The 25936-nt window shown below is 65.0% G+C and carries 21 protein-coding genes and 1 tRNA gene; 11 read left to right on the top strand and 11 right to left on the bottom strand.

Features of this window, described 5'->3' with window-relative positions; translation table 11 throughout:
• Positions 1–18: 18 nt before the first annotated feature.
• Positions 19–1560 carry a sugar ABC transporter ATP-binding protein gene (locus tag ACSQ27_RS13385; RefSeq protein ID WP_436155977.1) on the bottom strand — a complete coding sequence of 514 codons (1542 nt, stop codon included), beginning with the start codon at positions 1558–1560 and terminating at the stop codon, positions 19–21.
• A gap of 453 nt (positions 1561–2013) precedes the next feature.
• Here ACSQ27_RS13385 and ACSQ27_RS13380 point away from each other — a divergent pair, with 453 nt between their 5' ends.
• Entirely contained in the window at positions 2014–2874 is an 861-nt protein-coding gene (locus ACSQ27_RS13380) for an IclR family transcriptional regulator (protein WP_436155976.1), read from the top strand.
• A 209-nt stretch (positions 2875–3083) separates the two neighbouring features.
• The gene (locus tag ACSQ27_RS13375) at positions 3084–5177 is read left to right on the top strand and encodes an ATP-dependent helicase (protein ID WP_436155975.1); all 2094 of its coding nucleotides are present in this window, start codon (positions 3084–3086) and stop codon (positions 5175–5177) included.
• Between the two features lie 113 nt (positions 5178–5290).
• Here ACSQ27_RS13375 and ACSQ27_RS13370 read toward each other — a convergent pair whose 3' ends face one another.
• The gene (locus tag ACSQ27_RS13370) at positions 5291–6109 is read right to left on the bottom strand and encodes a phosphate/phosphite/phosphonate ABC transporter substrate-binding protein (protein WP_436155974.1); all 819 of its coding nucleotides are present in this window, start codon (positions 6107–6109) and stop codon (positions 5291–5293) included.
• A 387-nt stretch (positions 6110–6496) separates the two neighbouring features.
• On the opposite strand from ACSQ27_RS13370, the gene ACSQ27_RS13365 reads away from it, so the two are divergent.
• From ACSQ27_RS13365 to ACSQ27_RS13335, 7 genes are all read left to right on the top strand, one after another.
• On the top strand, positions 6497–6883 hold the full coding sequence (locus ACSQ27_RS13365; RefSeq protein WP_436155973.1) for a hypothetical protein: 387 nt from the start codon (positions 6497–6499) through the stop codon (positions 6881–6883).
• Between the two features lie 55 nt (positions 6884–6938).
• Positions 6939–8132: a phospholipase A gene (locus tag ACSQ27_RS13360; RefSeq protein ID WP_436155972.1), complete on the top strand. Its 1194-nt coding sequence runs from the start codon at positions 6939–6941 to the stop codon at positions 8130–8132.
• 76 nt (positions 8133–8208) lie between these two features.
• Positions 8209–9525: a cation:proton antiporter gene (locus ACSQ27_RS13355; protein ID WP_436155971.1), complete on the top strand. Its 1317-nt coding sequence runs from the start codon at positions 8209–8211 to the stop codon at positions 9523–9525.
• Positions 9526–9766: 241 nt separating this feature from the next.
• Positions 9767–10978: an imelysin family protein gene (locus tag ACSQ27_RS13350; protein ID WP_436155970.1), complete on the top strand. Its 1212-nt coding sequence runs from the start codon at positions 9767–9769 to the stop codon at positions 10976–10978.
• Between the two features lie 15 nt (positions 10979–10993).
• Positions 10994–12448, top strand: coding sequence for a di-heme oxidoredictase family protein (locus tag ACSQ27_RS13345; protein WP_436155969.1), 1455 nt, complete (start codon positions 10994–10996; stop codon positions 12446–12448).
• Positions 12449–12453: 5 nt separating this feature from the next.
• Positions 12454–13545, top strand: coding sequence for an imelysin family protein (locus tag ACSQ27_RS13340; RefSeq protein WP_436155968.1), 1092 nt, complete (start codon positions 12454–12456; stop codon positions 13543–13545).
• Positions 13546–13554: 9 nt separating this feature from the next.
• Positions 13555–14694 carry a DUF1513 domain-containing protein gene (locus ACSQ27_RS13335; RefSeq protein ID WP_436155967.1) on the top strand — a complete coding sequence of 380 codons (1140 nt, stop codon included), beginning with the start codon at positions 13555–13557 and terminating at the stop codon, positions 14692–14694.
• 23 nt (positions 14695–14717) lie between these two features.
• On the opposite strand, the gene ACSQ27_RS13330 is transcribed toward ACSQ27_RS13335, so the two are convergent.
• Together ACSQ27_RS13330 and ACSQ27_RS13325 are read right to left on the bottom strand one after the other, a co-directional pair.
• A complete protein-coding gene (locus ACSQ27_RS13330) occupies positions 14718–15548 on the bottom strand; it encodes a hypothetical protein (RefSeq protein ID WP_436155966.1) in 831 nt (276 codons plus the stop codon).
• A 157-nt stretch (positions 15549–15705) separates the two neighbouring features.
• Positions 15706–15990: a DUF4148 domain-containing protein gene (locus tag ACSQ27_RS13325; protein ID WP_436155965.1), complete on the bottom strand. Its 285-nt coding sequence runs from the start codon at positions 15988–15990 to the stop codon at positions 15706–15708.
• A gap of 207 nt (positions 15991–16197) precedes the next feature.
• On the opposite strand from ACSQ27_RS13325, the gene ACSQ27_RS13320 reads away from it, so the two are divergent.
• Both ACSQ27_RS13320 and ACSQ27_RS13315 read left to right on the top strand, forming a co-directional pair.
• Positions 16198–17124, top strand: coding sequence for a LysR family transcriptional regulator (locus ACSQ27_RS13320; protein WP_436155964.1), 927 nt, complete (start codon positions 16198–16200; stop codon positions 17122–17124).
• A 398-nt stretch (positions 17125–17522) separates the two neighbouring features.
• A complete protein-coding gene (locus tag ACSQ27_RS13315; RefSeq protein ID WP_436155963.1) occupies positions 17523–17843 on the top strand; it encodes a DUF4148 domain-containing protein in 321 nt (106 codons plus the stop codon).
• A gap of 207 nt (positions 17844–18050) precedes the next feature.
• Here the strand turns inward: ACSQ27_RS13315 and ACSQ27_RS13310 are convergent, their stop codons facing one another.
• The 7 genes from ACSQ27_RS13310 to ACSQ27_RS13280 all read right to left on the bottom strand — a co-directional run bounded on the left by ACSQ27_RS13310 (position 18051) and on the right by ACSQ27_RS13280 (position 25929).
• On the bottom strand, positions 18051–18887 hold the full coding sequence (locus ACSQ27_RS13310; protein WP_436155962.1) for a hypothetical protein: 837 nt from the start codon (positions 18885–18887) through the stop codon (positions 18051–18053).
• Between the two features lie 326 nt (positions 18888–19213).
• Positions 19214–19289 (bottom strand) — tRNA-Phe (locus ACSQ27_RS13305).
• A 58-nt stretch (positions 19290–19347) separates the two neighbouring features.
• Positions 19348–20028, bottom strand: a complete 681-nt coding sequence (locus tag ACSQ27_RS13300) for a response regulator (protein WP_436155961.1) — start codon at positions 20026–20028, stop codon at positions 19348–19350.
• A gap of 73 nt (positions 20029–20101) precedes the next feature.
• Complete coding sequence (locus ACSQ27_RS13295) at positions 20102–22426, bottom strand: ATP-binding protein (RefSeq protein WP_436155960.1); 2325 nt, start codon at positions 22424–22426, stop codon at positions 20102–20104.
• Complete coding sequence (locus tag ACSQ27_RS13290; protein WP_436155959.1) at positions 22423–23130, bottom strand: DUF4390 domain-containing protein; 708 nt, start codon at positions 23128–23130, stop codon at positions 22423–22425. Before ACSQ27_RS13290 ends, ACSQ27_RS13295 begins: the two co-directional genes overlap by 4 nt.
• A complete protein-coding gene (gene rsmB, locus ACSQ27_RS13285) occupies positions 23081–24418 on the bottom strand; it encodes a 16S rRNA (cytosine(967)-C(5))-methyltransferase RsmB (RefSeq protein WP_436155958.1) in 1338 nt (445 codons plus the stop codon). The genes ACSQ27_RS13290 and rsmB overlap by 50 nt, the downstream gene beginning before the upstream one ends.
• A gap of 185 nt (positions 24419–24603) precedes the next feature.
• Positions 24604–25929 carry an FCSD flavin-binding domain-containing protein gene (locus tag ACSQ27_RS13280; protein WP_436155957.1) on the bottom strand — a complete coding sequence of 442 codons (1326 nt, stop codon included), beginning with the start codon at positions 25927–25929 and terminating at the stop codon, positions 24604–24606.
• Between the last annotated feature and the right edge of the window lie 7 nt (positions 25930–25936).

Raw genomic sequence — 25936 nt, 5'->3', positions numbered from 1 at the left:
GGGATGCTTCCGGTGTGTTTAAAAAGCGGCGGCCGCGGCAAGCGCGCCGGAAGCGTTTGGAGAGGTTTCGCGCTGGGTGGCGAGCTGCATGATTTTTTCGGGGGTGGCCTCGCGGGCCGACAGCTCGCCGGTGATGCGGCCCTCACACATCACCACGATGCGGTGACTCAGGCGCAGCACCTCGGGCAGTTCCGAGGAGATCATCACGATCGCGCGGCCTTGCGCCGCCAGCGCGTTGAGCAGCTTGTAGATTTCGCTCTTGGCGCCCACGTCGATGCCGCGCGTGGGCTCGTCGAAAAACAGGATTTCGCAGTCGCGCACCAGCCATTTGGCGACCACGATTTTTTGCTGGTTGCCGCCCGACAGCAGCGCCACTTTCTGCAGCGGGCCCGGCGTCTTGATGCCCAGCTGCGCGATCAGCTGCGCCGCCGTTGCCTGCATCGCGGCAGGCCTGAGGAAGAAGCCGAAGCTCAGAAAGCGCCGCAGGGTCGCCAGCACGATGTTGGTCTGCACATCCATGCCGGTGGCCAGGCCAAAGTGCTTGCGGTCTTCCGACAGGTAGCCGATGCCGTGCGCCACCGCATCGGCCGGGCTGCGCACTTCGATCCTGCGGCCTTTGACACGTATCTCGCCCGAATCCTTTTTGTCGGCACCGAACACGGCACGCGCCACTTCAGTCCGGCCGGCGCCCATCAGGCCGGCAAAGCCCAGGATCTCGCCCTTGCGCACGCTGAAGCTGACATCCTTGATCGCGCGGCCGCGATTGAGGCCGCGCACCTCCAGCACGGTCTCCCGGCCCTGGTCGCTTGCCGGCGGCCTGTCGTCTTCCAGCAGCGCGCGCCCGACCATCATGCCGATGATGGTGTCCATGCTGGTGGCGGCGGTCGGCACGGTGCCGATGTACTGGCCGTCGCGCATCACCGTCACGCGGTCCGAGATGCGCTTGAGCTCGTCCATCTTGTGCGAGATGTAGACCATGCCGACGCCCTGGCGCTTGAGCTCGCCGATGATGCGGAACAGGTCGTCGATTTCGGCGTTGTTCAGCGCGGCGGTGGGCTCGTCCAGGATCAGCACGCGCGAGTCGAAGGACAGCGCCTTGGCGATCTCGACCATCTGCTGGCGTGCCACCGTCAGGTCGCAGACCAGCGTATGCGGCTCCAGGTCCAGGTTCAGGCGGTCGAAGATCGCCTGGGTGTCGCGGGCCATCTTCTCGGTGTCGATGAACAGGCCCAGGCGTCCGAGCGGCTCGCGTCCGATGAAGATGTTCTGCGCCACGCTCAGGTGGCCCATCAGGTTGAGCTCCTGGTGGATGATGCCGATGCCCAGCGCCTGCGCGGCGCGCGGGCTGGCGATCTCGACCGCCTGGCCGTCGATGCGGATCTCGCCGGCGTCTTTCTGGTAGACCCCGGCCAGTATCTTCATCAAGGTCGATTTGCCCGCGCCGTTCTCACCCATCAAGGCATGCACCTCCCCCGCGGCAATCTCAAGCCGGGCGTTGTGCAGCGCGCGCACGCCCGGAAAGGACTTGCACAGGTCGTTGATGGCCACAAGAGGTGTCATGAGCGGTTACTGGCAGCTGCGGTGTTCACTCAGGTCCTCAGGCCGCGCCGACCCGCAGCTCGCCGTTGGCCAGTTGGCCGGGCGCCGGCGCTGAGACCGATACCGTTTTCTTCTCAAATCGTCCTGGGCGCATAACAAAAACCTTTTTGAGCTGACGGACCATTTACGAGGCGAAGGCGCCAAAGGCGGGAAACTTCTTGTTACAAATAGTTCATTGATGAACAATCTATTCACTTATGGATCGAAACGCTGTGAATCATAGAAATTTGCTCATCTTTCCAAGCTCCGGACTTTCCCTAGGTCAGGATTTAATTTATTGATGAACATTAAGTGCAAAAGTAAATAGATTCGCAATAATGAAGGCGAAAGTCTTCGCGAACGCCCTGAGGCATATCAAGAGCGCTGCGTTACATATCAAAATTGCAATGACTTTGACCTCAAACACCCTCAGCCATGACACCAAAATCTTTTCCACCGACGCCTGACCCGATCCCGAACGACGCGGACGCTACTGCATCTCCGCCTGTTGCGGAAGACCGCTACCGCGCACCGGCGCTCGACAAGGGTCTGGACATCCTGGAGTTGCTGGCCCGCCAGCCGCAGGGCTTGACGCGCGCGGAGATCGTCAAGGAAATGGACCGCAACGCGAGCGAGATCTACCGCATGCTGGAGCGCCTGGTGGCGCGGCAATATGTGATGCGCTCGCTCTCGGGCGACCGCTATTCGCTGAGCCTGAAACTCTTCACGCTGGCTCACATGCATCCACCGCTCAACCGGCTGGTGACCCAGGCCATTCCCATCATGGAAGCTTTCGCGCAGAAAGCGGAGCAGGCCTGCCACATGGGCGTGTATGACCAGGGCAATGTGCTGATCACCGCGCAGGTCAACGGCCCCGGCACCTGGAGCATGACCATCCGCGTGGGCGTGCATGTCGGGCTGGTCGACACCGCCTCGGGCCGGGTGTTGCTGGCTTTCGCGGATGCCAGCCAGGCCCAGCAAATGCTGGCCCAGCACACGGCACTCGAAGGCGAGGTGCCGATCGAGTCCGATGCCTTGGCTGTCGCCCTGGGCGTCATCCGCAAGCAGGGCTATTTCGAGCGCGACAGCCTGCAATCTTTCGGCGTAGCCGATATTTCCTGCCCGATCTTCGGGCCCGACCACAGCGCGCTGGCCGCGCTGACCTGCCCTTACGTGCGGCGCATAGACCGCCACGTGGGCCCCGACCAGAAAACCGTGCGGCTGCTGCTGCAGCAGGCGGCCCAGGCCTTGTCCTTGACGCAGGGCGGGTTCGCTCCGGCGAGCCGGCAGGCATGAAGCCGCGCCAGGCCCGGCATTGCTATTAATTTGATAGCTCCCGGGGCCCGCGAGGACTCCGTTGCAGGCATCTATGGCCTGAATACGTATTTCGGGCGCTCCCGCACCGCGGATCCCCAAAAGGGCAGCCGCTATGATCTGCCCTTCCCCGGCAGTCCCTGCCAGGGCCGGCCCCGCGCATTTCTCCCCTTGGAATCGATTCTTTTTTCATGACCCACGGCCTGAACCCCGCCCAACAAGAAGCCGTGAACTACCTGCATGGTCCCTGCCTGGTGCTGGCGGGCGCCGGTTCGGGCAAGACGCGGGTGATCACGCACAAGATTGGCCGCTTGATCCAGTCGGGACTCAAGCCCGAGCAGGTCGCGGCGATCACCTTCACCAACAAGGCCGCCGCGGAAATGCGCGAGCGGGCCAAGGCGCTGATCGGCAAAAGCGCCAAGGGCGTGTTGATCTGCACCTTCCACGCGCTGGGCGTGCGCATGCTGCGCCAGGACGGCGAGGCGCTGGGCCTGAAGCCCCAGTTCTCCATCCTCGACAGCGACGACGTGACCAGCATCATCAAGGACGCCGGCGGCAGCACCGACGCGGCCACCGCGCGGCAGTGGCAATGGACCATCAGCCTGTGGAAGAACATGGGCCTCAACGCGGCCGAGGCCATGGCGCAGGCCAACGGCGACGAGGAACGCGCCATCGCCCGCGTCATGGCGCACTATGAAGAACGCCTGACCGCCTACCAGAGCGTGGACTTCGACGACCTGGTGGGCCTGCCGCTCAAGCTGCTGCGCGAGCACGACAGCGTGCGCAGCAAGTGGCAGGAGTCGCTCAGCCATGTGCTGGTCGACGAATACCAGGACACCAACGCCACGCAATACGAAATGCTCAAGCTGCTGGTGGGCGCGCGCGGCCGCTTCACCGCGGTGGGCGACGACGACCAGTCGATCTACGGCTGGCGCGGCGCCACGCTGGACAACCTCAAGAAGCTGCCGCAGGACTATCCCAACCTCAAGGTGGTGAAGCTCGAGCAAAACTACCGCTCGACCAGCGCCATCCTGCGCGCGGCCAACAACGTGATCGGCCCCAATCCCAAGTTGTTTCCCAAGACGCTGTTCAGCGAGCTCGGCGAGGGCGAGCCGGTGCGCGTGGTGGACTGCGACAGCGAGGAGCATGAGGCCGAGCGCGTGGTGGCACGCATCCAGAGCCTGCGCGCCGAGGGTAGCCTGCAGGCCGAGGGTGGGCAGTACAAGGAGTGGAAAGACTTCTGCGTGCTGTACCGCGCCAACCACCTGGCCAAGCCTTTCGAGAAGGCTTTTCGCAAGGCCAACATTCCGTACAAGGTCTCAGGCGGGCAGAGCTTTTTCGACCGCGCCGAGATCAAGGACCTGTGCTGCTGGATGCGGCTGCTGGTCAACAACAACGACGACCCGGCGTTCATGCGCGCGGTGACCACGCCCAAGCGCGGCATAGGCCACACCACGCTGGGCGCGCTGGGCACATTCGCGAGCCAATCCAAGCAGAGCCTGTTCGAGGCGCTGTTCAGCAACTCGCTGGGTTCGGTGCTGCCGGCCAAGGCGGTGGGCTCGCTGCATGAGTTCGGCCGCTACCTCAACGACCTCGAGTACCGCGCCAAGCGCACCGTGGGTGCGGAGGACGCGCGCGCCTTCCTGAACGACTGGCTCAAGGAAATCGATTACGAAAAGCACCTTTACGACGGCGAGGACAGCGAAAAGCTCGCCGCCGCGCGCTGGACCAACGTGATGGATTTCTGCGACTGGGTCGCGCAGCGCTGCGGCGGCCAGATCGATGACGCCTCCGGCGCGGTGGTGGCCGCCGAAACCAAAACCATGCTGGAGGTGGTGCAGACCATCGCGCTGCTGTCCACCATCAGCGAACGCGAGGGCGACCAGAACGTGGTGACACTGTCCACCCTGCATGCGGCCAAGGGCCTGGAGTGGCCGCACGTGGTGCTGGCCGGCGTGAACGAGGGCCTGCTGCCCTTCAAGCTGGAAGACGACGATGGGACCAACACCGACAACATCGCGCTGCGCCTGCAGGAAGAGCGCCGCCTGATGTACGTGGGCATCACGCGCGCGCAGCGCACGCTGGCCGTGAACTGGCTGCGCAAGCGCAAAAAAGGCCGCGACATGATCCCCGGCGCGCCCAGCCGCTTCATCGCCGAGATGGCGCTGGACAAGGCCACGGTGAAGGAAGACCCGCGCGAAAAGCTCAAGGCCTTGCGCGCGGAGTTCGCGAAAAAATCCGCTGAGGGGATTGCGGCGGCAGCGGCGGCGGCAGAGACTCGCTAGCGCTGCGCCCGAACTCCCGTTCCTAGTTCAGCGCGAGATTAGGCGCGCCCCCGCAGACAGTGCTTAGGCAAGGGGGCTGCAACGACATATCGCGTTGAAATAGGAACGGGACATCACAGCCCGAGCCATTTGCCGAGGTCCATCAGCTTGGCCTGGTCATACTCGATGAACCCCTGCACGGTAAGCGCTTCCAGCCGCTTTTTTCCGTCGGCGGATTGATCCAGCCCCACAAAGTAGGCGGTGATCTGGGCACGCTCCGCATCGCTCAGCTTGCCGCTGGCGATCAGGTGCTTGATGGGCACGGGCTTGCTGGTGGCCAACACCTTGCCGCCCTTGGCCTGCCAGTCTTTGACCACCGCGCGTGACGCGGTGACGCCTGAGGCGACCATGTTGTTTTCCACCATGAAGGGCACCGCGTCCTGCAGTTTGACGTAAACGGTTTCCACCGGTTGCGGCCCGAGCACGTCACGCAAGGTGGCGCGCATGATCACCGAGGTGATGGAGTCTTCACTGGGCGCACCTATCTTGAGGCCCTTCAGGTCGTTGATGGACTTGAGCGGGGAGTCGCTGCGCACCAAGAAGGAAGCGCTGTAGTCGGTAAAGCCCTTGGTCAGCGCGACCAGGCGGTAGCCGTTTTTGGACATCGCCCGGATGGAATGATGGGCCGGGTGCACATAGGCGATGTCGTAGCGCTGCTCGGCCATGCCCGCCGCGAGTTCTTTGTAGTCTGTTACGGGCTGTATCTTGACCGGACGCTTGAGCAGCTTGCCCAGGTCCTCGGACAGGTCGCGAAAACGCTCCACAGTGGCGCCTGGATTGACACGGTAAGTCACGCCTTCATTCACGGCGAACACCAATGGAGCCCCTTGGGCGCAGGCTTGGCCGGCCAGCAAAGCCAGCACCAGCGTACTTATGTATTGACGAATTTTCATAACGGATGCCCCTCTGGGTAAAAATGGAAACCAATTCAGTATTTCAGTATGTCAGTTACAAATGGTTTCAACTCACGGGTTTACCTGAGTTGTGCGTCATAGAAGATGTATTCGTGAGATAGTGCGCAAGCCCCGAGCTGCACGTTGCTTAAAACCGTCATCTGCCGCCTGGGTTTTCCTTCACTGCCGCGCCACAGTCCCGACCCCCGCCCCGGGGCCTGTGCAGCGTTCCCATAACCCCGTTCCGAACGGCCTCGAGCCGGCGTTCACCTGTCCATGACTTCGAATACCTTCCGATTTGCTCTTTTGTTGATAGCAAGCTGCGCACTGTCCACCGGGGTTACTGCCCAAACCAAGCCTGACACCGGATGCCCCGCGGCGGCGGACATGAAGGCCGCGCAGCTTTACGGCCTGTGGGCCGTGCGTTTTGCCAACCCGCCCGCCGGCCTGCCGGCCCGCGCCACCATGCTGCTGGAACAGCACGCCGAGTTCGCCGAAAGCCTGGCCGGTGTCGTGAGCCGCGACCTGGGCCCGGCCGGCGGCTCCAAGGCCATCGCCGCCCATGCCGCCAAGGCCGCGCTGGCCGGTGACCTCGAGGGCGGCATGCTGCTGCTTGACGAGTCCTCCGACAATGTCAGCATCACCGGCACCTGGAACGGCGAGATGGTCGAAGGCTCCTGCGGCAAGGCCTTCAAGGGCAGCTGGAAAGACACCAGCAGCAGCGCACCCGACAATGCGCCCGACATTCCCTTCACGTTGACCCGGCTGCCTTGAGCCCAGCCCCCGCGTTTAAAAATTCCTTAAACACCACCGGACAGACTGCCCACCCATGCGACCGACATCCTCCTCATTTGCCGCGCCCCTGCTGTGGGCCGGCCTGCTGGGGCTTTGCGCCACGGCCCCGGCGCAGGCGCAAACCCCTGCGCGCGCTTCCGCCGCCCCGGGCTGGCAGGCTTGCCAGGCCATGAAGGCCGACCCGGCCGCACAACTGACCTGCTTCCAGCAATGGGCCGACGCGCAGACGCCGGCCAACACGCCCGCGCCCAGCCTCACCACGGCGCCGGCCAACCCCGCGACCGGCCAGGCGGCCACGCCGGTGCTGCTGCTGCCCTCGCTGAACACCGAAGCACCCGACGGCAAGCCTATCGGCTGCAAGAACACCAAGTACTCCGAACTCTCGCGCTTCTGGGAACTGCAGCGCGGCACCGACTGCGACACCTTTTCGCTGCGCGGCTACCGGCCGATCTCGCTGGCGGTGATTACCTCCGACAGCGTGAACATGCAGCCCTCGTCGCCGTCGCTGGGCCATACCGCGCTGACCTCGCAGCCTTATATGCGGACCGAAAACAAGATTCAGCTCTCGGTGCGCACCAAGATCGCCAAGGGTCTGCTGAAGAACGGCCCCGAAGACGACGACGACCACGACTCGCTGTGGTTCGGCTACACGCAGCAAAGCTACTGGCAGCTGTTCAACGGCGCCATCTCGCGGCCTTTCCGCACCACCGACCACGAGCCCGAGGTTCTCTACATCTACCCGCACCAGATCCCGCTGGCAGGCGGCTGGATGTACCGGCTTTCGGGCCTGGGGCTGGTGCACCAGTCCAACGGCCAGTCGCTGCCGCTGTCGCGCAGCTGGAACCGCGTCTACCTGATGGGTGCGGCGGAAAAGACGCTGAGCCAGGACTCGGGCCTGATCCTGCAGGGACGCATCTGGGACCGGCTCAAGGAGTCCTCGGGCAACGACGACAACCCCGGCATCGAGAACTACGTAGGCCGCGCCGAAGTCACCGGCAGCTGGCAGATCAACAAGGCCAACACGGTGGGCGTGACGCTGCGGCATTCGCTGCGAAAAGAGGCCCGCGGCTCGGCGCGCTTTGACTGGATGATGGCGCCCGCCTCGTCGCCCAACTACACCGGCCTGCGCTACCACGTGCAGCTCTTCAGCGGCTACGGCGACAGCCTGGTGGACTACAACCGCAAGCGCAACGTCCTCAGCGTGGGCCTGAGCCTGGTCGACTGGTAAGCACGGCGCTTTCGCCAGCACATGAACGGCGTGCCCGCCGATATACAAAAGTGCAGGCTTGCGCCATGCTGTGCCGATGCCCGAACCCACCACCTTCACCCTGGCTTGCATCGTGGCCGGCGCGCTGCTGATCGCGATGACGCTGGGGGGCTCTTTCATCGCGCGTCTGCCGCTGAGCGCCGCCATGCTGTACCTCGGCGTGGGCGTGGCCGTCAGCCCGGTGGGGCTGGGGCTGCTCAAGCTCGACGCGCTGAAAAACGCCGTGCTGCTGGAGCGCCTGACGGAAGTGGCCGTGCTGGTCTCGCTGTTCACCTGCGGCATGAAACTCGAGTTCCGCCGGCACGACGGCCGCTGGCGCATTCCGGTGCAGCTGGCGACGGTCTCCATGGTGCTCACGGTGGCGGCCGTTGCCGCGTTGGGCGTCTACCTGCTGAACCTGCCGCTGGGCGCGGCCGTGCTGCTGGGCGCCATCCTGGCGCCCACCGACCCGGTGCTGGCCTCCGACGTGCAGGTGGCCGATCCCGGCGACCGCGACCGCCTGCGCTTCGGCCTCACGGGCGAAGGCGGGCTCAACGACGGCACGGCCTTTCCTTTTGTCATGCTGGGCCTGGGCCTGCTGGGCCTGCACGAACTCGGCGAGGGCGGCTGGCGCTGGTGGGCCGTCGACGTGCTGTGGGCGGTGGCCGGCGGCCTGGCGCTGGGCTGGCTGCTGGGCACGCTGGTGGGCCGCGCCATCCTGTACCTGCGCATGCGGCACCGCGAGGCGCTGGGCTCGGACGAGTTCATCGCGCTGGGGCTGATAGGGCTCACCTACGGCCTGGCGCTGCTCAGCCATACCTACGGATTCCTGGCGGTGTTCGCAGCCGGGCTGGCGCTGCGCCGCATTGACGAGCCTCATGTGCGCCCGCAGGTGGCGGCACCCGACCCAGGCGAAACACTGAGCCCCGCGGAGCAGGAAGCGTCGGGCGCCGAGGCGCCGGCCCACATGATGCGCGCGGTGGCGCGCTTCAACAGCCAGCTTGAGAGTTTTGTCGAAGTCGCCATCGTGCTCGCGGTGGGCGTGCTGGTGGCCACCACGCGCTTTCGCCCGGAGGTGCTGTGGTTCATCCCGGTGCTGTTCCTGGTCGTGCGGCCGCTGGCGGTTTACATCGGCCTGCTGGGCACACGGGTCAGGGGCGCGCAGCGCAACCTGATGGGCTGGTTCGGCATACGCGGCATCGGCTCGCTCTACTACCTGCTTTACGCCATCAACCACCACATCGAGCGCGCGCTGGCCCAACAGCTGCTCTCGATCACGCTGGCCGTGGTCGTGGCCTCGGTCGTGGCGCATGGCGTTTCGGTCACGCCGCTGATGAAGCGCTACGAAGCGCGTAAGGCCGGCCGGCGGCGCTGAGAGCCACTCAAAAACCCTCCTGGCATTGTTGCGCCGCCTTGCCGTGCTGGCGCACTGTCTGCGGCAGCGCGCCTGGCCAGGATCGCTTCGCTGGGTTTTGTGAACAGCTCTCGGCTTCTTCCATTTTTAACCCCGCCTAACCGTAACGGAATGACCCGGCATTCCGTACGCCGTTGATATTGATAACTATTCTCATTTGTATAATCCCCTTTTCGCCAATCCCAAAATCCCAGGAGCCGTCATGACACCCGTGCTGAAACCCGTCTTTATTGCCACCCTGCTTGCCCTGCTCGCAGCACCCGCCATGGCCCAGCCTGCAGCCGCCACAGGCAGCACCGCAGCGGCACCGGCCGCACAAGCAGGGCAGGCCGTGACGGCGCCCGCCGTGGCCAAGCACTACGCGCAACTGGTGTTGGCCAGCTATGAGGACACGCTGGCCGGCGCGCTCACGCTGCAAAAGGCCGTGCAGTCCTTCACCGCCGCGCCCTCGGATGAAGGCCTCAAGGCCGCGCGCAAGGCCTGGCTGGACGCACGCGAGTTTTACGGCCAGACCGAGGCCTTCCGTTTTTACGGAGGCCCTATTGACGACAAAAACGGCCCCGAAGGCCGCATCAACGCCTGGCCCATGGACGAGTCCTACGTCGACTACGTCAAGGACGCGCCCAACGCCGGCATCATCAACAACCGCAAGGCCGTCATCGGCAAGAAGCAGCTGGCCAACCTCAACGAGCGCAACGGCGAAGAGAACATCGCCACCGGTTGGCACGCCATCGAGTTTTTGCTGTGGGGCCAGGACCTGAGCACCACCGGCCCGGGCAACCGCTCGTTTGAAGACTTCATCGACGGCAAGAAGCCCAACGCCGACCGCCGCCGCCAGTACCTGCAGGTGGTGACCGAGCTGCTGGTCGACGACCTGCGCAGCCTGACCAAGGCCTGGGCCCCTAGGGCCACGTCCTACCGCGCGAAGTTCGAGCGCGGCGGCATGGAGTCGGTGCGCAAGATTTTTGTCGGCCTGGGCTCGCTCTCGCGCGGCGAACTCGCGGGTGAGCGCCTGGAAGTCGCGCTGGCCAGCCAGGACCAGGAAGACGAGCACTCCTGCTTTTCCGACAACACCCATCGCGACGTGGTGAACAACGCCAAGGGCATACAGAACGCCTGGCTGGGCCAGTACAAACGCGCCGACGGCAGCACGCTCAGCGGTGTGTCGCTGCGTGAACTGGTGGCCGCCAAAAACCCGGCACTGGCCGAGCGCACCACCCAGCAGATCGCCGCATCGGTCGCCGCCGCCGAAGGCATACAGGCGCCGTTTGACCGCGAGATCGTCGGCGCCAAGGACGCGCCCGGCCGCCTGCGCGTGCAGAAAACCATCGCCAGCCTGGTGCAGCAAAGCAAGGACCTGGTCGAAGCGGCGAACGCCGCCGGCATCACCAAGCTGACCCTGGTCAAACCTTAAGTGTTGCGCCCCGTTTTGCCCCGACCACTCCCGCGCTCCCTGCGCGCGGGGCTGCTGTGGCTGGCCGTGACCGGCCTCGCGGGCCTGGCCTTCTGGGCGTCCGCGGGGCCGGCCGGCCAGGACGGCAGCGCGCCCGATGACGAAAAAACCGGCGGCGACACCACCGTGTTCGCCACCGGCCAGAACGCCTTCTCGTTTCCACTGGCCAACCTGCCCGATGAGGAGCGCACGCGCTTCGTCATCGGCAATTCGTTCTTCAAGCGCAACTGGGTGCAGGCGCCATCGTCCACCACCGCGCGCGACGGCCTGGGCCCGCATTTCATCGCCCGCTCCTGCGGCGGCTGCCACGTGCAGGACGGCCGCGGCGCGCCGCCGGATTTCACGCGCGGCCTGTCCGACCAGCCCGTGGGCCTTTTGCTGCGCCTGTCGATTCCGGGCAAGGACGTGCACGGCGGTCCCCTGCCCGACCCGCTCTATGGCGACCAGTTCTCCAATTTCGCGGTCCAGGGCGTGACACCCGAAGGGCAGATTTCGCTGCGCTACGAGACGGTGCGCGGCAAGTTCGCCGACGGCACGCCTTACCAGTTGCAAAAGCCCCGCTATGGTTTCAGCAAGCTCAACTACGGCCCCATGGCCAGGGATGTGATGCTGAGCCCGCGCATCGCTCCGCAGATGGCCGGCGTGGGTTTGCTCGAGGCGATTCCCGAGGCGGAGATCCTGCGCAATGCACGCGACCAGGCGGCCCTGGGCGGGCCGGTGCGCGGCGTGGTCAACCAGGTATGGGATGCGCCCACGCAGCAAATGCGCGTGGGACGCTTCGGCTGGAAGGCCAACGTCGCCACGCTGGCCCACCAGACCGGCGGCGCCTTCCTCGGCGACATGGGCATCACCTCGCCGCTGTTCCCCAAGGAAACCTGCACCAACGCGCAAAAAGACTGCCTGGCCGCGCCGCGCGGCGCACAGGGCAAGACGCCCGAGATCGACGAGAAGACCTTTAACGACGTGGTGTTCTACGAAAGCACGCTGGCACCGGCCGCGCGGCGCAACCCCAAGGATGCCCAGGTGGTGCAGGGACAGAAGCTGTTTGCCGCCGCGCAATGCGCTGCCTGCCATCGCCCGAGTTACGTGACCGGCGAAATTCCCTTCCCGCGCCTTGGCAGCAAGGCCGCGCAAGGCCAGACCATCTACCCCTACACCGACCTGCTGCTGCACGACATGGGCGAAGGCCTGGCCGACGGCCGGCCCGACTTCCTCGCGAACGGCCGCCAGTGGCGCACGCCGCCGCTGTGGGGCCTGGGCCTGGTGCCCGACGTGAACGGCCACAACCGCCTGCTGCACGACGGCCGCGCGCGCGGCGCGCTGGAGGCCGTGCTCTGGCATGACGGCGAGGCCAAGGCCAGCAAGGACAAGGTCCTGCAGATGAATGCACAGCAGCGCGCCGCGCTGGTCAAATTCCTCGAATCGCTGTGAACGCCATGCAATCCTTCCTCGCCCCCTTGAAGCCGGCCCTGGTGCTTCTCGCCGGTGCCGCCGTCTTGTTGGGCGGCGCCGCGCAGGCACAAACCGTCCCGTCCAAGGTCGCGGTGCCGTTTTACACGGCCGGCGATTTCATGCGCGGCGTCTACCGCTTCTGGTACGCGCCGCAAGCGGCCGCGTTCGCCGAGCAGGCCGGCGGCCTTCCCGCGGCGATCTCTGCGGTCTGCGATGCGGACGCCGGCGCGGCCGCGGCCAGCCTGGAGCAGGCGCGCGAACGCTGGAAAGCCAGCGCCCTCGCCTGGGACCGCCTGAGCGGCGTGCAGATAGGCCCGCTGGTGCAGCGGCGCTCGGCGCGCCAGATCGACTTCACGCCGACGCGGCCCGAACTCATCAAGCGCGCGATCCAGGCCGCCCCGCAGGACGCCACCGCCATGGAAAGCATAGGCACCCCGGCCAAGGGACTGCCGGCACTCGAGTGGCTGCTGTGGAGCCAACCCATCGCGCCAGGCACACCGGACTGCCGCTACGCGGTGCAGGTGGCCGCCGACATCCAGCGCGAAGCCGACACCCTGACCAAGGCCTTCAACGAACTGGCCGAGCGGCCGCCCGGCCAGGCCGAGGAAACCCAGGGCCCCGCGATGAGCGAACTCGTCAACCAATGGACGGGCGCGCTGGAGCGGCTGCGCTGGGCTGAAATGGAAAAGCCCCGCCTCGCCGGCAGCGCGCAAGGCGGCCGCAACGCCGCTGCCTATGCGCGCGGCGCCAGCGGCCAAACAGCCGCGCGCTGGGCCGCGCAGTGGCAGGCGCTGCGCACGCTCGGCGCCTCGCAGGCCCCCGAAGCGCCACGCCCCGGCGCCGGCCTGGCGCCGATTGAAACCTATCTGCGCGGCCTGGGCCGCAACGAACCAGCCGACCTGCTGGCACAAAGCATGGGCAAGGCCGACAAGACGCTGCAAAACCTCTCGCCCGCGAACAGGGCCGGCGTCACTGCCGCCGGGCGCTCGCTGGCCGAGCTGAAAAAACTCGCGGAAACCGAGATCGCACCGGCGCTGGAAGTCAGCATCGGTTTTTCGGACGCCGATGGCGACTAGGAATCCGCCATGCAGCCAGCCCTGACGACATTGCAGCGCCGGCAGTGGCTGGCACTGGCCGCGGCCGGGGTGGGCGCTTGGCTCAAGCCGGCCCTTGCAGCCACCACCGCCCAGCCGCTGCAACTGGCGGCGGCCTGGGAGGCGGTCCATGGCTATCAAGTCGGTGTGCTGGCCTATCGCGGCGCCGCGCTCCAGGTCAGCGCAGCGCTGGACGTGCCGACGCGTGCCCACGGCGTGTGGGCCGAGCGCGGCGGCACACTGCTGGCGGTGGCGCGCCGGCCGGGGGACTGGCTGCTGCGCTGGCAGCCCGAAGGCGAAGGCGGCGCCAAGGCCATCGCCTGGGCTTGGGCTGAACCGGACCGCGCCTTCAACGGCCACGTGATCGCCGGATCCGGCGGCAAGACGCTCTACACCACCGAAACAAATCTCGAAACCGGCCAGGGCCTGGTGGGCCTGCGTGATGCCGCCACGCTTGAAAAAATGGGCGAATGGCCGACCCACGGCATGGACCCGCACGAACTCCTGCTGGATGGCGACGGCAGCCTGGTCGTGGCAAACGGCGGCATTCCGGCACTGCCGGAAACCGGCCGCCTGAAGATTCACATGGACCGCATGGACGCCTCGCTGGTGCGGCTGGACACGCGAAGCGGTGCCTTGCAGGGCCAATGGCGCCTGGCCGACAAACGCCTGAGCCTGCGGCACATGGCCTGGGGCCGCGCACCGGCGGCAGGCGGCCCGCGCGTACTGGGCATCGCGCTGCAGGCCGAGCATGACGACATCGCGGCCAAAACCGCCGCGCCCGTGCTGGCACTTTTTGACGGCCAGAAACTGCAGACCTGTGCCGCCGGTGCCGGGCAGGTGCTTGCGGGCTACGGCGGCGACATCGCCTGGGCTGCGGGTGGCTTTGCCGTGGGTTGCCCGCGCGCCAACGGCGTGGCAGTGTGGCAATCCGATGGGCACTGGACCGGTTTTTTCCCGCTGCAGGAAGCCTGCGCCGTCGCCTCAGCGGCTACGGCGGGCGAAGCAGACACCACACTCTGGGCCGGCGGGCGGCTAGTCGCGCTGATGCGCGATGGCACGGGCCGCACGGCTTCACCGGCGCTCAAGAATGTGCGGCTGGACAACCACTGGGCGCCGATGGCGGGCTAGAGTTCGCCCTCATCCAGCGCACTTCACTGCTTCTTCCACAGCTCACCGTCCCTGGAACGGTAAGTGCCACCCGTGGCGCAGCAGCCTCCCGCCCCGAAGGCGATGCGCCCGAGGATGACGGTGACGACACCGTTGTCTGCCTGCAGCGACTGCCGCTCGCAATACGTGAAGAATGGATAGAGCTCGGGTTCGAGCACCATCTGCCAGTCGTCCTTCCCGGGCTCCTTGGGCTCCCTGGACTCCTTGGGTATCGCGCGATAAACCTTGCAGTCATGCACCGCGAGGTGCACCGGCTTGCCGCCCAGCAATCCCTTGAATACGCGCTCCGGCGGTATCTCCGCCATGGGATCGGGCTCGACAGGACGCGGAACAGGGACACGGCCACCGCCTGCCAGCCCCAATCCAATCCCAAGCCCAGCAGCCAGCAGGAGCTGACCCCACAGCATTTTGCGCTCAGGCCTCGTCACCGGCGAAAACGCCTGCCACGCCAGCGCAGCCGCAGCCGCGGCCGAAAGCACCGTGGCAACCCAGACCAGCAGCTCCGCGGCTTCGCTGGATGGACTGATCGTCCAGGCAAGCGCCAGCACGGCCGCATTGACCAGCAACAGCGCGAGGCTGGCCCATGGCCGCACCCGGGAGAACAAGCCTGCAATCAGCAAGAGCACCATGCACAGCAGCATCGCGGGCAGGACCACGACGCCTGAAAACAACAGCTCGAACACGCCCAGCAGCCAGCCACCGCTGCCTGCCACCTTGCCCACTGTGTACAGGTAAAGCGCCATGGCCAGGCCCGGCAGTGCCAGCAACTGCGCGGCGACAAAGGCAAAGGCGTAAGGTGTGTTGGAGGTCCTCAAGATGAGGGGGATTCTAGAGGGCGACTGAAATACCGCCGATGCGGCCAGGCGGACTACTCCGCAAGTGTTCGTCAGGCGCAAATGCAATCGCCCCGGCAACCCTTTCGGGCCACCGGGGCGATTGCGCCAGAACCGGCTAAAGCCGGCCTTGCACAGCTTATTGCTGGCTGGTCTTCACAAGCTCGGCAGCGGCCTGGGGCGCTGCGCCGGCCTTTTCGGCACGCGGAGCGGCCAGGTTTTGCTGGGCGGTCGCGCCATTGAAGCCCGATGCCGCATTGGCCTTCTGGGCCTGCAGCACTTCGCTTTTGACTTCAGCGCGGGTTTTGCTCGAAGGCGCCTGCATCTGGTCCAGCAGGAAAGCGTTCAGGGGTTGGGCGGACGCGGCCACGGAAGTCAGGGCGGCAACAGCAACAACAGCGGCGGCAACAAAGTTCGATTTCATGATGAATATCCTCTCAAAAGTTAAGTGACGTTCCGGGCATGGCGGGCTCATCTCCCCGTCTGTCCAGCCTCGGTGAGTCGCCTTGTAAGTGGCTTCGGCTCATCGATGTATGAACTGTATTCCTGTTAAATTGAACAAAAAATACCAATTCCCACAATACATTGCTGTTAAATTAGCAACAATAAAGGTGTTATATAAGGGTTAACCATGGATCGACTCCAATCAATGCGTGTGTTCCAGCAAGTGGTGGACGACGGCAGTTTTGCCGCCGCGGCGCGCAAATTCGACATGTCGTCCGCCGTCGTGACACGCCTGGTCGGCGACCTGGAAGACCACCTGGGCGTGCGCCTGCTGCAGCGCACCACGCGCCGCCTGGCGCTGACCGATGCCGGCGAAACCTACCTGGCCCGCGTGCGGCACATCCTGAGCGACATCGACGAAGCCCACGCCGCCGCCCAGGCCCATGCGCAGGAAATGTCCGGCACCATACGCATCATGACGCCGCCGGTGTTCGCCGTGCATGTGCTGGCGCCGCTGGTAGCCGAGTTCGGCCGGCGCTATCCCAAGGTTGTGCTCGACATCCATGTGGACTCGCCGCTGGTGCCGCCGGTGGAAGACTACGACCTCACCCTGCTGGGCGCGGCCGACACCTTTGATGCCAACATCATCGCGCGGCCCATTGCTTCGTCAGATGGCATCCTCTGCGCCTCGCCCGACTATCTGCGCCGCAACGGCATGCCGGAGCGGCCCGAAGACCTGCCGCAGCACCATTGCCTGCGCGTCAAGCAGGCCGCCAACCGCCACCGCGTCTGGCGCCTGACCAATCCCAACGAAGGCAAGCGCGTCATCGAAGTGCCGATAGAACCCAGCATGCTGGTCAACCACAGCGACACGCTGATACGCGCCTGCGTGGACGGCGCCGGCATCATGAGCCAATCCATCGACCTGGTGGCCAACCAGCTCAACAGCGGCGCGCTGCAGCGCATCCTCTCGCCCTGGATCACCGGCACCAACACCTTGTATGCGGCCCTGCCCAGCCGCAAGTTCATTCCGGTGCGCACCAGCGTGTTCCTCGAGTTCATGACCGAGTACACACGCAGGGTGATCAAAAAAATGGACGCGCGGCAGGACTGAGTTTTTCCTGGGTCTTGCGCGCGGCCTGGTTCGCGGCATGGAAGACCAGTGGTTCGTCCCCACATCAGAACAAGGGCCGGCACGATCGCACATCGGCCGGTTTTACGCACTCAGCACGGCATCAAGGCCATTCATCCTCTGCGGTGAAGGATGCAAGCGTTCTTGACGCGATGCTTTCATAACTTCCGCGCAGAAAAAGTTCCACGATTCCGCGTTTTCATTGTTCCAGTTTCGGCAATGGAATGTTCTGCAAACGCGCCCTTGTCGATGGGGCTTGGCGGAACAAGGTTGGAGGCATCGGTGAGCCACATTCACAACAGCGACTCAGCGAGGAAGGCCCCTCGGGCACACAGCCCGTCCGACCGGATTTTTCAAAAACTGTCTAAAGGAAATTCATCATGAAATCGAATCTCGTCTCCGCCTCCGTTCTTGCCGTCTCCGCACTCGCCTTCTTCGGCTCCGCCAGCAGCTTCGCCGAAGGCCGCGATCCTTTCCCCCAGGACCAGGTGAATACGGTCAGCAGCAAGACCCGCGCCGACGTCCGCGCCGAGCTGGCACAAGCCCAGCACGAAGGTTATTCCGTGAACATTGGCCCGACCTACCAAGCCCCCGAAGCCAGCGCACCCGCCAGCACCCGGAGCCGCGCTGAAGTGAAAGCCGAAGCCGGCAGCGCCGTGTCGGTCTCCGCACTCGAGCGCGACTACCCTGTCGTTCAATAAGCGTTCTACGCGCGGTTGATTTGCCGGGCCGCGGTTGCAAGAGGCTCCGCAACCGGCCGCTAAAAACCACAAAACCTCCCGCAGCGCTTGCGCTGCGGGAGGTTTTGAAGTTTGCGCCTGCCGATGGCCTCAGACGAAGTGGCATTCCCTTTAGAGGCTGTTCTGATGGAACAGAGCGCACTCGCCTGTGTGGCCGCCGGGTGGATCTCAACCCGCCAAAGCAGCCTCCAGAATAGGTCTTATGTCCCTCTTCCGAAAGGCCTCAAATCCGGATTCTTCCAGGGCTTTACGGCGATTGTCATTGAAGACAATGTTGTGGCACTCCTGAACAAGCATTGACGGAGACGCCACGCAGATCCCGGCGCGAATATCCTCCTCAATCACGGTTTCCGGATCAATGTCGGCCACTACAGCTTTGCGATTGGCCAGCAGATAAGAAACGCGAACGACTTCAAATACTTTTTTCGCCGTATAGAAATGGATGTTCACGATGAGTTTTGATCGCGCAACCAACTCATCCCTCTCCTTCCCATACAGGCCGCACACAAAGACAGCCTTGAGCCCGGAATGGCAAAGATGGTAGAACGCGTCCATACGATCGGGCCCGGGTGCTCCGTACATCAGAACGTCAATGTCCTGGACCGCCGCTTTGGGAATTCGCGTCAGAGATTCCGCATACCCTACCGGCACGATCCGGAGATCCGCATTGAGTTTCTTCCACGCATCCGCATTCCCTTCGCTGTAATCCCATATCTTGAAATTCGCCGCGGCATACATCATCGGCGGCTTCAGCACAGTCTCGCCTCGAATTTGCTCGAAGTTATAAACAATGGTGGAGGGCGGCAGCTTGCTGATCACATCCATCTCAAGCATCTGGGCGCCAAAGATGATGTTCGTCGCCGATTCAGAGAAGGTGTCTACGCCAAACTCCACTGTGTGCCCCAACTCACGCAGGCCCCAGACGACGGAATCAATGACTTCCTGGTAGGCATTTAAACCATACGCCCGGCCATTGCACATGATGTGACTGACGTGGTACTTCAATTGAATTCCTGGTATTGGCTGCTCAGCTGAAATTCATCGATCCAGCCTTGAAGCCATGGTTAAGCATCATTAACGATAGGCCGCCGGGCGCTCTGCGGCGTAGCCTCGGCCAAGCCTTTTGCCGGGATGCGGGGCGGCACGATAGGAGGGCATCTTACAGGCGTTCCGTACCTGGGAGGCGGTTGCGCGCCCTGGAAACTCGCAGATCCCGCGACCCCAAATGTTGCCAGCGCATGTGGGGCCCCGGTATCCCAACGCAAAGGGAAAGCGACGCACCAGAAATTAAAAAGCCCCTGAATCCATTAGGAATCAAGGGCTTGCGCATCTGGTGGCCTGGGGCGGAATCGAACCACCGACACAAGGATTTTCAATCCTCTGCTCTACCGACTGAGCTACCGGGCCTGAGCCTTAGATTATATATCAGCCGTGAGGGGTGCCCGGCCGGCCGGCCGGGAAAGGCTCAGATGCCGCGTTTGCCGCGCGTGAGGTCCACGCCCAGCTGCTTCAGTTTGCGGTACAGATGGGTGCGTTCCAGGCCGGTTTTTTCCGCCACGCGGGTCATGGAACCGCCTTCCTTGGCAAGGTGGAATTCGAAATAGGCTTTCTCGAATTCGTCGCGCGCATCGCGCAGCGGTTTCTCCAGCAGGAAGCTCTGCGTGGCCTGGGGCCCCATGTCGACGGGCGCCGGCAAGGTGCCGCCAGTCATCACGGCCTCGACGGTGAGGTCGGCCAAGGGCAACGCCGAATTGCTGTTCGGGGCGGCCGGCTTGCGCGGGGCCGTCTTGCTGAGGCCCTGCTCAACGGCCTTGAGCAGCTTTTGCAGGGTGATGGGTTTTTCCAGAAAGGCCATCGCGCCTATCTTGGTGGCCTCGACGGCGGTGTCTATGGTGGCGTGGCCGCTCATCATGATGACCGGCATGCTCAGCAGGCCGCTGGAGGACCACTCCTTGAGCAAGGTCACGCCGTCGGTGTCGGGCATCCAGATGTCCAGCAGCACCAGGTCGGGCCTGGAGCGGCCGCGGGCGGCACGCGCCTGCGCCGCGTTTTCGGCGAGCTCGACCTGATGCCCTTCGTCATTGAGAATTTCTGAGAGAAGGTCGCGTATGCCCAGCTCGTCGTCGACCACCAGAATATTTGCCATGATTGAATTGCTGCCTGCCTGTTGTTTGCGATGTCGTGCGGATCTAGAAATCGAAGTGTTACTGAATGTGTTGTTATGCCACAACTGCAAATGATAACGACACTTGCGCCCCTTGCACCGCGCCGTCCTCGACGCGATTGGAAATATCGATGCGCGCGCCGTGTTCGTCGGCGATTTTTTTGACCACCGCCAGCCCCAGGCCCGTGCCCTTGACCTTGGTGGTGACGTAGGGCTCGAAGGCGCGTTTGAGGATGTGTTCGGGAAAGCCGGTGCCCCTGTCTCGCACACTCAGGCGCACGCGCCTGGAGGTCTCGGAGTATTCGGTCTTGAGGGTGACGCGCGCACCCTCTCTGCCTTCTTGCGCGTCCTGCGCATTTTGCAGCAGGTTGTGGATGACCTGGCGCAGCTGCTGGGCATCGCCCTGGATCAGCGGGGCCTTGGGGTCAAGTTCGGTGACGACGGGCACGGCGGCGGCGGCATCGCTGCGCCGGCCGCCGTGGCCATCGTTATGGCTGTCGTGCAGGTAGAGCTGCATCACGTCGTTCACCAGGGCGTTGAGGTCCACGGGCTTGAGTTCGGCGGCCGGCAGCCGGGCGTAATCGCGGAACTCGTTGACCAGCCGCTTCATCGCGTCGACCTGGTCGACGATGGTCTTGACGGATTTGGTGAGCAGCAACTGTTCGGCCTCGCCCACCTTGCCGGAGAGCTTCATTTCCAGGCGCTCGGCCGACAGCTGTATCGGCGTGAGCGGGTTCTTGATTTCATGCGCGAGCCGGCGCGCCACCTCGCCCCAGGCCTGCGCGCGCTGGGCCGAGACCATTTCGGAAATATCGTCGAACACCAGCAGGAACTCCTCGGTGCCGGGCATCTTGGCGCCGCGCGCGATCAGCGTGATGGCGTTGTCGGGGGAGCCGGGCATGGCCGCGTTGAGTTCGAACGACTGCTGCCAGTGCTCCAGCGCGTGCGGTGCCCCGTCGCTGAGGTAATCGGCGAACTGGGCCAGCACGTCTTTGGCGAACACGCCCAGGCCAGGCACCTCGCCGAGCGACTTGCCGTGGTAGGCCGCCAGAGGCGCGCGCAGGATGCGCGTGGCGCCCGGATTGCTGGACTGGATGCTGCCGCGCACGTCCAGCACGATGACGCCTGCCGTCAGGTTGTCCAGGATGGTCTGCAGGTTGGCGCGCGCCGCGTCCACCTGGCTCATGCTTTGCTGCACCGCCGTGCGGGCATCGGACAGCTGCTGCGTCATGTCGGCAAAGGAACGCGTGAGCCCGCCGAGTTCATCCTTGCCTTGCAGCGCGGCCTTGGGCGTGAGGTCGCCCTGCGCCACCTGGCGCACGCCTTCGGCCAGCACCAGCAGCGGCTTGGCCAGCTGGTTGCCCAGCAGCACCGCCAGCAGCACCGCGCCGAACACGGCGAGGAACAGGCTGAGCGTAAGTGTGCCTATGTACATCTTGCGCAGGCCGCCGCGCGCCAGCGCGCGCTCCTGGTATTCGCGGTTGGCCTCCTGCACGGCGACGGCGTTGGCCACCAGGCCTTCGGGCAGCAGCTGGGTCACCTGCAAAAAGCGGGCGTCGCCCAGCACGGCCACATTGGGGTTGTTGACCACGGCGATGGCCTTGACGCGCGGCGCGTTGCCGGCGTTGGCCGCCGGGCCGGCGGCACTCGCCGCCAGTTCGCCGTTGCCGGCGGAGACCACCTCGTCCAGGCCTTCGATCTGCGTGACGACACGCTGCGTGCGCGCGCTGCGCAGTTGCTGCACCGAGGGACGCTCGGGTTTGAGCAGGAAGCGCGATTCGCCGGCGCTGGCGATCACCTGGCCCGAGGGGCTCCAGAGCACCACATCGCTGGCCTGCAACTGGTCGCGCAGGCGCTCGAGCGCCAGGCCGGCCATGGCGTCGGGCGTTTCGGCAATCTGCGTGGCGGCCTGCCGCGTCTTGTTGCCGAGGTCGGCCGCCAGCGTGTCCAGCGTGGCGCGGCCCAGGTTCAGGCCTGCGGCCAGGGCGCCTTCGACCTCCACGTCGAACCAGCTTTCGATGGAACGCGAAACGAACTGGTAGGACACCACGTAAATCATCAGGCCCGGCATCAGGCCCACCAGCGCGAAGATGGCCGCCAGCTTGACCAGCAGGCGGCTGCCGAAGCGGCCGCGGCGCAGGCGCAGCAGCAGGCGCGCAACGATCCAGCCGATCACCAGCAGCAGCAGGCCGGCGACGGCGATGTTGAGCACCAGCAGCAGCGCGTAGTTGCGCTCGTAGAGTTCGCGGTTGCCGGTGGCCTGCGTCAGCAGGAACATCAGCACCAGGCCCAGCGCGACGATGGCGCCTATGCCGACGCCGACCGTCCAGCGAAAAGCCTTGCTGCTTTTGAGGGACCCGCCGCTGACCTGCAGGTTCACTTGGTGGCCTCGGTGCCTGGGGCCGCGGGGGCGGCCTGGGGCGCGGCGGGTTCCAGCCTGAGCCGATCCTTGGCCTGCGCGGAAATATTCCAGTCCCGCTGGCCGGCCACGCCGATCTGGAACGGCCGCGGCAGTTGGGACAGGTCCAGCCGGAAACTGAAGTCCAGCTTGTAGGAGGCATCCGGGTCCACGTCGCCGGCTTCCGCAATCTTCCAGCGGGCCACGCGCTGGATGGCCGACAAGGCCTCGGACAGGGTTTCGTAATTCTGGTTCAAGGTGGCCCGCAAGCCGGAGGAGCTGGTGATCAGCCCCGACGCGATGTTGACGCGCCAGCGCCGGGTCAGCGGCTGGTAGGCCAGGCGTATGGTGCGGGCGGTGCTGGCCACGCGCGGGTCGGTCCAGTACCAGCGGTCGCGGTAGATATCGGCCTCGACCACAAAAAACATCGGAATACCCTTGAGCAGGGCGTCTTCCACCACCAGCGGGAGGTCGAAGCGGACCAGGGCGGACAGGTGCACGCCGTCTTCGCCGCGTTCGACCCGCAGCTGGGTGATCTCGGTGGCCGAGGCCAGCCCGGGCGCCCAGGCCATCAGCACGCAGAGAAACGCGCCCAGCAGCCAGCGCGCAGCGGCATACCCCAGGCGCCGACGGTCGTCAGCGGCCGCTTTTTTCAAGGAGTGCGTAATAAAAACCGTCGTGCTCACGCATCAAATTGTCCGGGAAGACCGTCGCTTCCCCGCCACTTTGCGGGAGCAAATGCCCCGGCGAGGGCCTTAATAGGGCATCGGTGTGGTGCGTAAGAAACGTTTGTATCTGGTTGTCGCCTTCCGCGCGAAAAACCGAGCAGGTGCAGTACAGCAGGCGCCCGCCGGGTTTGAGCAGCGGCCACAGCGTCTGGAGCAGCTTCGCCTGGATGGCGGCCAGCTGGGCGATGTCGGTGGGCCGGCGCAGCCAGCGCACGTCGGGGTGGCGCCGCACGATGCCGGAAGCGGTGCAGGGGGCATCCAGCAAGATGCCATCGTACAGCCGGCCATCCCACCAGCCGTCCGGCTCGCCGGCGTCACCCACACGAATCTCAGCCTGCAGGCCTAGGCGCAGCAAGTTCTGGCCCACACGTTCGCAACGGTGCGCATCGATGTCCAGCGCCGTCACCTCGCAATCGGCGATTTCCAGCAAGTGGGCGGTTTTGCCGCCCGGGGCGGCGCAGGCATCGAGGATGTGGAGCCGGGTACCGCTCCCGTCCGAAGCGGCAAGTCCTTCCAGCAGCAAGGGCGCCGCCAGCTGCGCGGCGGCGTCCTGAACTGAAAAATGCCCCTCGGCAAAGCCCGGCAAGCCGGTTACGGGTCGTGCCGAAGCCAGGATCACGCCGTATTGGCCCACCGGCGCGGCGTCGATCTGGACGGCTGCCAGCGCCTTCAGGTACGCAGCCTGGGTTGTTTTGCGTTCATTGACGCGCAGGATGAGGGGAGCACGGCTGTTGTTGGCCTGCAGAACAGCCTGCCAATCGCCTGGGTGATCCTTGCGCACCCGGTCTATCCACCACTGCGGATGGTTCCAGACGGCCTGGGGACTTTTTTCGGTGCGCGCCACCAGATCGTCGCGCTCGCGCAAAAAGCGGCGCAGGCAGCCGTTGATAAAGCTGGCCTGGTGCTGCGTGGCGTCGCCGCGTTTGGCGGCTTCAACCGCCTGGTCTACGAGAGTATGGGCGGTGTAAGGCGCGTCGTGCTCGGTCCAGATCAAGGCCAGGGCCACGCACAACAAAGCGTCGGCCTCGGGTGGCGGCGGGCGGCGGGCCAACTGCTGGCGCAAGGCCTCGGCACGGCCCAGCCAGCGCAGCGTGTGAAAGCCCAGCGACTGCACACCTGGCCGTAACGTGGCATCAACGTCTTCGAGCGCGGCAGTCATGGACTGGCCGTCGCGCACGGCCATTAACAGGGAAGCGGCGCCTTGCAACTGGCGCCACAGGGGGACTTGGGTTGGGTTGTCTTGCATTGAACTCACGGGTACCGCCCGAAATGGACGGCCAACACGTATTAGACCAGCCAGGAGATCACCACTGGTTGTGCCCTACTGAACTCTTAAGCCCAGCATGAGCCCCGGAACCGGCTTTGCCGGGCCGGAGGGCGGGCGGCCCCCTCGGGGGGCAAGGAGTTACACGCAGTGAACGACTGTGGGGGCTAACCGAGACTATCGGCCCAGATGTTGCTGGCCCAATTCAAAGCGTAGACGCCCTCAAGCTCGGTAGGCCCGGCGCTGACGCCGCCGGAGCCGGCGACCGCTTTGAAGGTTTTCTCGGCGGCCACGTATTCATGCACGCTGGCCACGTGGATCACGTTTTTGTTATCGACAAAGCTGTAGCAGGTGTTGGTCAGCATGGGCGCGGGGTTGACGTCCCAGCCCGAGAGCTGGGCCACGATGGCGGCGGCCGCAACCTTGCCGTGGTTGTTGGCCATGTGGCCGCTCTTGGGCATGGCCGGCGCCACCTGGATGGAGTCGCCGAGCACGTGCACGTCCTTCGCGGCGGTGGATTCGAAAGTCAGGTAGTTGACGCCGCACCAGCGGTTGTTGGCCTGGTTGTTCAGGCCCGCCTGCACGGCGATGGTGCCGGCGCGCATCGCGGGCAGCACATTGAGCACGTTGGCCTTGACGTCGTCCTGCACGTCGAACTTGATGATGCCGGCCTTCACATCCACCGCCGTGGCCTTGTGCTGGCCGCGGTATTCGACGATGCCCTTGTACTGCTCGGCCCAGACCTTCTTGAACAACGGGCCCTTGGAGGTGACGTCGGGATTCGCGTCCAGGATCAGCACCTTGCTGCGCGGCTTGGCGGCCTTGAAATAGCCGGCGATGACCGAGGCGCGCTCGTAAGGGCCGGGCGGGCAGCGATAAGGCGCTTCGGGAATCGTGATGGCGTAGACGCCGCCGTCGGGCATGGCCTCCAGCTGGCGGCGCAGCGCCACGGTTTCCGCACCGGCCTTCCAGGCCTGCAGCACCTGGCCGGAGGCATTGGCCTCCTTGAGGCCCTCAATGCTGCCGAACATCAATTCCACGCCGGGCGAGACCACCAGCTTGTCGTAGGCGATGGTGGCGCCGCCGGCCAGCGTGACGGTCTTCCTCGCGGTGTCGATGGCGCTCGCGTAGTCTTTCACCACCGTGACGCCGTGGGCGCGCGACAGGCCCGCGTAGGAGGTGGTGAGATCAGAGAGCTGCTTACCGCCGCTGAGCACCAGGTTGGAGATGGGGCAGGAAACGAAAGCATCCTGCGGCTCGATCAGCACCACATCGATTGTGTGGTCGGACAGCAGGCGCACATACTTGGCGGCGGTGGCGCCGCCGTAGCCGCCGCCTATCACCACGACCTTGGCCTTGGACGGAACGGCGGTGCTGGCGCAGCCGGCCAGCCCCAACAGGCCCAGGGCGGCGGTGGACTGCAGGAAAGAACGGCGCTTGAAGCCGGCCATCGAAGCGAAAGAAGCGGAAGAGGATTGAAGAAGCGTGTTCATGGTGTCT

The organism is Polaromonas sp. LjRoot131, assembly GCF_964252805.1.
GTDB lineage: Bacteria > Pseudomonadota > Gammaproteobacteria > Burkholderiales > Burkholderiaceae_C > Polaromonas.
This window is presented reverse-complemented; position numbering and strand designations above follow the sequence as displayed.